The organism is Pedobacter sp. 01N416 (genome assembly GCF_056399685.1).
In genome coordinates this window covers 1-6,616 of record NZ_JBFTRT010000263.1, presented here as the reverse complement: position 1 = coordinate 6,616, position 6,616 = coordinate 1, and the positions used below count along the sequence as shown (strand labels likewise).

6 protein-coding genes and 1 pseudogene are annotated in these 6,616 nt (G+C 40.7%); all 7 read right to left on the bottom strand.

Going from position 1 to position 6,616, the window contains the following annotated elements; genetic code table 11:
- On the bottom strand, nucleotides 1–662 hold a 662-nt coding region (locus AC1DND_RS15380), incomplete at its 3' end, for a TonB-dependent receptor plug domain-containing protein (protein ID WP_477582866.1).
- 206 nt (nucleotides 663–868) lie between these two features.
- Nucleotides 869–1,459: pseudogene (locus AC1DND_RS15375) on the bottom strand (beta-xylosidase family glycoside hydrolase); the annotation flags it as partial.
- Between the two features lie 68 nt (nucleotides 1,460–1,527).
- A complete protein-coding gene (locus AC1DND_RS15370; RefSeq protein ID WP_477582864.1) occupies nucleotides 1,528–2,046 on the bottom strand; it encodes a family 43 glycosylhydrolase in 519 nt (172 codons plus the stop codon).
- Nucleotides 1,989–2,513: a family 43 glycosylhydrolase gene (locus AC1DND_RS15365; RefSeq protein ID WP_477582862.1), complete on the bottom strand. Its 525-nt coding sequence runs from the start codon at nucleotides 2,511–2,513 to the stop codon at nucleotides 1,989–1,991. Before AC1DND_RS15365 ends, AC1DND_RS15370 begins: the two co-directional genes overlap by 58 nt.
- Nucleotides 2,514–2,614: 101 nt before the next feature.
- A complete protein-coding gene (locus AC1DND_RS15360; protein WP_477582860.1) occupies nucleotides 2,615–3,886 on the bottom strand; it encodes a DUF2264 domain-containing protein in 1,272 nt (423 codons plus the stop codon).
- Between the two features lie 35 nt (nucleotides 3,887–3,921).
- Nucleotides 3,922–5,145 carry a glycoside hydrolase family 88 protein gene (locus tag AC1DND_RS15355; protein ID WP_477582858.1) on the bottom strand — a complete coding sequence of 408 codons (1,224 nt, stop codon included), beginning with the start codon at nucleotides 5,143–5,145 and terminating at the stop codon, nucleotides 3,922–3,924.
- Nucleotides 5,146–5,697: 552 nt separating this feature from the next.
- A partial coding sequence (locus AC1DND_RS15350) for a discoidin domain-containing protein (protein WP_477582856.1) occupies nucleotides 5,698–6,616 on the bottom strand: 919 nt, incomplete at its 5' end.

The following is a 6,616-nucleotide window of genomic DNA, read 5'->3' as shown; positions in this document are numbered from 1 at the left end:
GCACCTCTTGCTCCATAAATAGCGGTTGCCGAAGCATCTTTCAAAACATCTATAGATTCAATATCCTGCGGGTTAATCGCATTATTGTTCATATCTTCGATAGGAAATCCATCAATTACATACAATGGAGAATTGGCCTGGGAAATCGAGTTGTTTCCTCGAATTACAATATCTATTCCCGAACCCGGCTGTCCATCTGATGAGGTAACCTGTACACCGGCAATACGACCTGCTAAAGCTTCGTCAAATGAACGAACAGGCGCTTTTTGTAAATCTTTCATTGACACTGAAGATACAGAACCAGTAAGGTCTCCCCTTTTTTGTGTACCATAGCCAATTACAACCATCTCATTCAATGATTTGCTGTCTTCAACAAGACCTAAATTAATAACGCTATTATCACCTACGGTTATTTCTTTGTTTAGGTATCCGATGTAACTAAAAATCAGGGTGCTATTTTCTTGAGAAGKAATATTGATTAAATACTTTCCGTCGCCATTGGTTGTAGCAGCAATTTTGCTTCCTTTAACAAGCACACTTGCACCAACTAAAGGGGTGCCATCACTTTGATTGGTAATCTTACCTTCTACCTTACGCGTTTGTTGGGCAAAAACAGAAAAGACACAGATCATACACATTACAAAGAGGTAAATCTTTCTCATACATTTTAAAAATTAAATTTGGTTATTCTATTAATAATCATTTCGATTACAATAGCCAAATCTGAATATTATTCACAAAAACCAAGGGGTTCTTATTAATGGAAATGAGGGTAAAAACTGGTTATCCGGTCATTTTTCTTAACTTTTAACCTATTCCAGAGGTTCTATACACCATCCTATTTTCTTAATGGCATCGGTCTGCGGGATTAATCCGTCTTAATTGTTTCTTCTGCGTGAGGGTTTTCTCCTTTAAAGTGAAACCAGTTAAAATCGGCATATCCGTTATCGCCTTCTTTTTTTGTACTGAAGTTTAACAGCGCAAAGCGATTGGCTGTCCAGCTATAACCAAGGGCCATGTTAAGTTCATTCCCGAAGGAGATGAATTTCTTTCCATCCAGACTGTATGCAAATGTAGCTTTATAACCGATATGCGTGGCATTAGCTTTTATCCAGATTTTATTGGCCGAGAAATTTTTGATGCTATCGATCACTTTGTTATTGTTCACCATAATCAGTGTCTTTGTATTGCCTTCTTTCCTTACTGCTATATACGCATGGGGCTTTTGATAAATCCCAAAACCTGCAATATTACCATCTTTTAATCCCGATACATCCATTTCTACAATCCCTTCAGAAGCTGGCCCCTGAACACGCTGGGTTAGCGTATTACGCGCCATGGTTATATCATTTGCAAATGAGGCATGCAAGCGCATATGGCCTTTCCGTTCCTTTAGCGACCACTTTGAATGGTCTGGATTATGGTTCCACTGCCATTGCAAGCCCAGTGACTGCAGACTAAATTCATCGGATGTGGCAGGTACTTTTACAGGATAACTTTTACCAACATTAGGTTTTTTATAGGTAGCTACCCTTTACCATTTACACCTAACATCGGCCAGCCATCTGCCCAGGTAACCGGTTCTAAATTTGGAACACGCCCTATTGCCCCGCGGCCCTGCATAATCATAAACCACCAGGAGCCATCTTTGAGCTGCATCATTCCGCCCTGGTGCAAAAAATTTCCGGGATAAAGATTATCGTCACGGAGGACAACTTTTGATTCGTAGGGGCCATAAATACTGTCAGACCGTAAACAGATCTGTCGGCCATTTGTCCCACCGGTTGTGCCTAAAATATAATACTTCCCCTTAACCTTGTACATATGCGATCCCTCCAAATAGGGATAATTACGGTTGTTATAAATTTCCTTTTGTGGTGTTTTTACTGATAAGGCATCAGCATTCAATTCCGTTATAAAGAGTTTTTCCTGCCCATGTGCTACATATACCTTCCCATCATCATCGAAGAACAAACCAGGATCATACATTAATTCAGGAAAAATCGTCCTCTTCCAGGGCCCTTTGATATCTTTTGCAACACACATAGATAACTGCCTTTTGCGCCATTTCTGCTCGGGGTACAAAAGCCAACATAAAACAATCCGTTATGATGCCTGATCGTTGCCGCCCAGGAGCCATTACTGTACATACTTCCCCCTTGAAGGTTATATCGTGGATCTTCATCATATTTATCAACCGCATAACCGGCCATTTCCCAGTTTATCAGATCTTTCGATTTCAGTACAGGGCATCCAGGCACATAATGCATACTGGTTGATACAAAATAAAACTCATCCTCTACCCTGATTACATCGGGATCTGCCCAATCGCCCCACAGCAATGGATTCTTAAATGTACCATCCCCGTTATCGGGTGACCACGTCTCCCCTGCCATGGCCGTCTGTTTACGCCCTTTGTTTGTATTATTGTCAAGCTTGGATTCGCCCTTTTGTAACTGCGCCCCAGCGTTAAATGCAATAAACAAAAAGAAGATTGCTACAATTTGTTTCATAAGTTTGTACCTTGTTTAATTTTGTTATGGTTAATCGGCCTTCTCCCATGTTGGCCAGTCTTTTGCAAAGTGAAAAAGGCCTAATTTTGATCATTACAGATTTAATATTCTACATGATGGTCATTCTTAATTGATTTACCCGCCCAGGCTTTTTTCGCTGTCCAATCGGCAGCGGGCGCTGTCCAAAAAGGGTTATCCGCAGACAGGCCTAATGGCAAAAACCCAAGTGCAGCCATATATAAGCTTCCCGTTGTGGTATAATAATCGGCAATTTCTGGTTGATGGCCGCAAAAGCCCAACTGCAACCATCCGTTTTTATCAAAAATATCTTTGAAGCTGAACATATTTTTTGCCACACTGGTTATAGCGCAACGCACCTGCCCAGGTGTTATCCCTTCAGGCAGTTTTTCCATTAAGGCCACCTGTGCCAGTCCCTGGAGTGCTCCTGTACGGTAAGTTATAGATCTGCCAATTGGCGGAAATGTTCCTTCAGGAGAAATCATTCTTTCCAGTTGTCCGGCATAACGCTGCATTCTTTTCACGGCCAGATCATAAGATGCAACTGTAGCTAATTTATGCTCCGACAAAATTTTCAATGTATCAACCAGCATCGAGTGGATTACATAAGAATTATAATAATCAAACGAAAACATTGGTCCATCGCTATACCAGCCATCACCAACGTACCAGCCCTGTATTTTCTTTACCGCACCAAATATCCGCTCTTCATCATACTGCTCCCCGATGGACATTAAAAAGGTTTCGGTAATTGCCCCAAAAAGCTGCCAGTTCGTATTAAATGGTTTACGTACCCTGAGGGCCTTAAACTCTGCTATTATTCGCTGCCTGGTCAGATCATCAAGCGGTTCCCATAAAGCTTTTGGCGCACGGATAAAGGCTTGGGCAAGGTAAGCAGAATCAACAATGGGCTGATAGTCTACCCTAAACTGTAAGCAATCCGGACTTGAAGGATCTACGGCATTCTTAAGTCCTGTAAGTGCCAGTCCCCTTAATTTTTTTCTTAATTCGCCCTCATCGGTAGCATCATCGGGCAAGGCTAGCCAGGCTGCAATTCCTGCATAGGTGCGGCCTACAATTTCTACGTAGATTGTAGAAACAGGCTTGGTATAATCAGACGACTTTTCTAGCGGCATATTCTTTTTTAGTGTGCCATCTGCCAGGTTAGAAAGTACTGGATAAACCATTTTATACATTAATTTAATCCAGTAGGCCCTGTCCTTATCACCCGATACCGGCAAATTATTTCTTTCATGTTCTTGTGCTGAACCACTGGCCAATACACGCCCTGGAATACCGATGGTTAAAGCTCCACCAAAAAAAAGATTCTTTAATGCCTGTCTTCTGTTGCCCATAATTTTAAATATTGTTTTTAATGAATTGTAATTTATTATAGATACCACTTTTTATACCTAGCCAAAGCTTCTAAAAAGTAATAATCGGCATATGTCAAAGGCACGTCGACCTCCGATTTTACAGGAAATGAGCCCGTGCTGTGCATCAATAAAAAGCCGCCATTTTCGCCCAATCTGGCCCGATAAGTATCCGAGGAAAGTGAACGGAGCATTTTTTCTGCTGCAGCAACATAGGTTTTCTGCTCAGCCTTGCCCGAATACTGTGCAAGTTCAAGCAGGGCTGATGCCATCAAGGCCCCAGATGAGGCATCACGCGGAACATTTGGTATACCAGGTGCATTAAAATCCCAGTATGGAATCATATCCTCAGGCATATTCGGATGGCTTAGTATAAATTTGGCAATGTTTTTAGCCTGGTTGAGGTAATGCTTATCTTTGGTAAAGCGGTACATCATGGTATAACCGTACAGGCCCCATCCCTGTCCGCGGCTCCATGCTGAAGAATCTGACGCACCCTGTGCGGTTACCTTCTTTAGCACCTTGCCAGTCTTCAAATCATAATCTATTACATGATAGGAGCTGTAATCAGGCCTGAAGTGATTCGTAAGGGTGGTATTGGCATGTGTAACGGCAATTTCCTTATACCTTGGATCACCTCCGTGATCGCTTACCCAGGAAAGCAGTTCTAGGTTCATCATATTATCGATAATGACCGGACATGCTAAGCTTTCATCCGAATCCCATGACTGAATTGCTTTAATTGATGGTCTGTAACGCGTAGCCAATGATGCAGCAGATGTGTCGAGTGTATTTTTATATGCTGGGTTTTTCAATATGCGATAGGCATTGCCGAAGCTACAGAACATCATAAACCCTAAGTCATGATTGCCCGTAAAATGTTTTTCTTTTTCTAATATCGCTAACCTGTTTTTAGCCTCACTTAGTATACCTGTGTCTTTTGTATATTCATAAATATATAATAGGGTTCCGGAAAAAAACCCACTGCACCACCACTTGGTGCTACTGGTTACCAATTTGTTTTTCTTTGGGTCATAATACCTCGGCATTACATTTGTCGGAACAGTTTTGGCCAGTACCTTATATTGCTTTGCGGCAAAACTAAATTGCTCATCTATCAACTGCTTCATTCCATCTCTGGTATTTCGGCCGGGTTGTGCTTTCGCCAGAAAGCTGCTTGTGCCTGTCATAAAAAAGGCACTTAAAATTAAAATCTTACCTGTAATTAATTTAGATTTCATTGAGTTATTCTTTTCATTATTCGTGGTAGAAACGTTTTTAAAACTTACTATTGCCATTATATGTTATCCAATTTTCTCTTTATAGTAGTTATGTATCAGCATAGCAATAAATCGCGCTTGCAGTCTTTACTTATGAATGTAGAAACCCCAAGACAACCAATATCTTTTGTGAGCTATATCGCAGTTTAAATGCGCTGATTAAAAAATTGGCAATCGGTTCTCTCGTGTGTTAGCTTGTAAGACTGTTTGACCATCTGGTCATTATCTACCTGAACCCTAAATGAACATGTGCAAAAACCTTAAATTTTAAGGTTTTTTTAACACTTTTAGGCGTTTTTTAGTGTAGAAGCCTAAAAGGCGACCATTAATTGTAACAAAATGCGTTACATAAAAAAGTTAAAATGAATGTAACTGTTTTACAGGCTTGTTCTTAAAATGAGCAGACCTTTTAAAAAGAATGCTTCCCTAACATTAAAAAATAACCGCATAAAAAAGAGAGTGCTTTTTGGGCACTCTCTTTTCATACATCAATAACAATTGTATTTCAGCCTGTTAATATAATCCAAGTTCAGCTATAGCTGCATATTGAGTTCCATCCCAAGAGGTATTGGCCACAATTTTAAGATATTTAAAAGTCAATGACGATCCAAAAGCAAAATATTGTTTACTATTTGTTTTAATGGTTGTAAAACTTCCCCTCGAGGTGAAGTTCACACCATCGGTACTGGTTAATATTTCGAAATTTTTAATCGCTCTGCTCGATCCCGAGGGGTGTTGTATAGCTACACCTGTTGCGGTTTTATTGCTACCCAGATTTATGCTGATATAGTGGGGGAAAGTTCCTGTAGGTGAGGATGTCCATCTGCTGTGCCAAACCGTCGACGAATTATTGTCAAGTATATTTGCAGCGTAGCCATTTGTACCACTGGTTTCCTGGGTACTGAATCCATCAATCGTCCATCCTGTTTTGCTAAGTTCGGGGCGATAACCGAAGTTCACTACAGGTATACCACCCTGGAAAGTATAATAATAGATATGTTCGGTAATGGTACCATTGGTATGCACAAATTTTACCTTTAGCTCATAAGGTATCCCATCAGTCTTTACCCAAAAATCCGATATGGGCATTACAACACTGAAACTGTCTGTGCCGATCTTTGAACTGGCCCAGGTAATCGCATTATAGTCCTTGTTAACTCCAGTACCCTCGTTGTTTACATTGGGATCGTTATAATACAGGATCTTGTCTACCGTACCTGTAGAAGTAAATTTTCCAGAGCAGAGAATCGCACCTTGCGCTGCAGAGTAGCTGGCATAAATTTTGGGTATTGTGGTACTTACGCTACCATAATAAGTGGAATTATTATCGTTGAATACTTCGTTGTTATTAAAAATGGCGGCGTCTACTGCAGAAATATAGGTTGGTGTTTTACCTAAGGTATAGTTGCCATACCCCATCAAGGATGTACCC